This window comes from Amaricoccus sp. W119 (assembly GCF_047275745.1).
Lineage (GTDB): Bacteria > Pseudomonadota > Alphaproteobacteria > Rhodobacterales > Rhodobacteraceae > Amaricoccus.
This window is the reverse complement of record NZ_JBKQWU010000163.1, coordinates 1-1697: the sequence shown is the minus strand read 5'-3', so window position 1 is coordinate 1697 and position 1697 is coordinate 1. Positions and strand designations below refer to the sequence as shown.

Genomic DNA, 1697 nt, shown 5'->3' with positions numbered 1-1697 from the left:
GTACGGCTCCGGGGAGGGCCGTCTGACGCTGGGGTGCCTTTCGGTTTAGAGGCGACCTTATGGCCGACCTTAAGTTCAGACCCGAGATCGAGATCCTCCACGCTTCCGACGTCGGACGCCGTCGGCTGTGGAGCGAGGAAGAGAAGCTGCGGATCGTCGAAGAGAGCCTGCGCGGCAGCCGCCAGAGTTCCGCGACGGCCCGGCGTCACGGTATCTCGCGCTCCCTGCTGACGCGCTGGCGGTCGGACTATCGCGCAGGCCTGCTCGGCGGGCGGGCCGGCGCGCAGTTCGTTCCGGTGACATTCAAGCCGGAGGTGGCCGTGCGGGCGGCGCCAAAGGCGGACGCCGAATGCCAGGAGCGGATCGAGGTGGTTCTGGCGAACGGCCGGCGGGTCATCGTGCCCACCACGATCGACCCGGACAGCCTGGCGCGGCTGCTGCCGGTGCTGGAGCGGACATGATCGCCTTTCCAGCCGGAGTGAAGGTCTGGATCGCGGGCGGGGTTACCGACATGCGCCGCGGCATGAACAGCCTGGCGATCAAGGTGCAGGAGGGGCTCGGGCGCGATCCCCATGGCGGCGAGCTCTTTTGCTTCCGGGGGCGCAAGGGTGATCTGGTTAAGATTTTGTGGCATGATGGCGTCGGCATGTCGCTTTACATGAAGCGGCTGGAAGCGGGGAAGTTCATCTGGCCGACGAGCGGGGCTGGCGAGGCGGTGCAAATATCCTCGGCCCAGATGGGGTATCTCCTGGAAGGGATCGACTGGCGCAACCCCCGCTGGACGCAGAGGCCGGGAACGGCGGGTTAAATCTCTGTAATCGTGTGATTTTGCTTTGGATAGGGGAGCGGCGTGATAGTCTCTTCCCATGACCGACGCCGCCGCCGAGATCGCCCGTCTGCGCGCCGCCCTCGCGGCGGCGGAGACGCGCGCCGAGGCGCAAACCACGCGGGCAGAGATGGCCGAGCGCGAGCTCGCCGGCGCGCGCGGCCTGGTCTCGGCCGCCGAGGCGGCGATCCAGCATCTGCGTCTGGAGATCGCCAAGCTCCGGCGCGCGCAGTACGGGCATCGCTCCGAGCGCCGCGCGCGATTGATCGACCAGATGGAGCTTCAGCTCGAGGAGCTCGAAGCCGCGACTTCCGAGGATGCGATCGCCGCGGCGAAGGCGGAGAGGACCATCAGGGTCGCCGCCTTCGAGCGCCGCCACCCGGCGAAGAAGCCATTTCCCGACCACCTGCCGCGCGAGCGGGTGGTGATCGAGGCGCCCACCTCCTGCGCCTGCTGTGGCTCGGACCGGATCGTGAAGCTGGGCGAGGATATCACCGACACGCTCGAGGTCATTCCGCGCCAGTGGAAGGTGATCCAGACCGTGCGCGAGAAGTTCACCTGTCGTGACTGCGAGAAGATCAGCCAGGCCCCCGCGCCCTTCCATGCGACGCCGCGCGGATGGGCGGGGCCAAACCTGCTCGCGATGATCCTGTTCGAGAAGTTCGGCCAGCATCAGCCGCTCAATCGGCAGGCCGAGCGCTTTGCCCGGGAGGGGGTAGAGCTCAGCCTCTCGACCCTCGCCGATCAGGTCGGCGCCTGCGCGGTGGCGCTGAAGCCCGTCCACGAACTGATCCGCGCGCATGTTCTGGCAGCGGAAAGACTGCACGGCGACGATACCACCGTGCCGTTGCTGGCGAAGGGCGGCACAGTC

The 1697-nt window shown here is 67.7% G+C and carries 3 protein-coding genes; all 3 read left to right on the top strand.

The features are described from left to right. Positions 1-59 precede the first annotated feature (59 nt). Positions 60-461, top strand: a complete 402-nt coding sequence (gene tnpA, locus ACLJK8_RS22655; protein ID WP_413152669.1) for an IS66-like element accessory protein TnpA — start codon at positions 60-62, stop codon at positions 459-461. Next, a complete protein-coding gene (gene tnpB, locus ACLJK8_RS22650; RefSeq protein WP_413152668.1) occupies positions 458-808 on the top strand; it encodes an IS66 family insertion sequence element accessory protein TnpB in 351 nt (116 codons plus the stop codon). Before tnpA ends, tnpB begins: the two co-directional genes overlap by 4 nt. Before the next feature lie 58 nt (positions 809-866). Further along, on the top strand, positions 867-1697 hold an 831-nt coding region (gene tnpC / locus ACLJK8_RS22645; protein WP_413152667.1), incomplete at its 3' end, for an IS66 family transposase.

What these genes read in the sequence shown, in the direction of transcription:
- tnpA (WP_413152669.1), top strand. Translation starts at nt 60, where the DNA reads ATGGCCGACCTTAAGTTCAGACCCGAGATCGAGATCCTCCACGCTTCC.
- tnpB (WP_413152668.1), top strand. Translation starts at nt 458, where the DNA reads ATGATCGCCTTTCCAGCCGGAGTGAAGGTCTGGATCGCGGGCGGGGTT.